This window comes from Pyramidobacter sp. C12-8, from assembly GCF_002007215.1.
GTDB lineage: Bacteria > Synergistota > Synergistia > Synergistales > Dethiosulfovibrionaceae > Pyramidobacter.
The window spans coordinates 1-237 of sequence record NZ_MUHX01000121.1; the positions used below are offsets into that span (position 1 = coordinate 1).

Sequence of the window (237 nt, forward strand, 5' to 3'; positions counted from 1 at the left end):
CAACACACTTACCGCGGCACAGCGATCCGCTCTTATCGACGTCATAAAAGGATTCTCGGTGAACATACATTCTTTCCGCCCGATCAATGAGGCTATCGTTACTCACGGCGGCGTGGATGTAAAGGATATCAGCCCAAAGACTATGGAGAGCAAGCTTGTCCGTCATCTGTATTTTGCCGGCGAGGTACTCGACCTCGACGCCTACACCGGCGGCTTTAATCTGCAAATTGCTTATTC

General features: G+C 50.6%; 1 protein-coding gene. It reads left to right on the top strand.

Annotated elements, in window-relative coordinates:
- On the top strand, positions 1-237 hold a 237-nt coding region (locus B0D78_RS12290), incomplete at both ends, for an NAD(P)/FAD-dependent oxidoreductase (protein ID WP_205948342.1).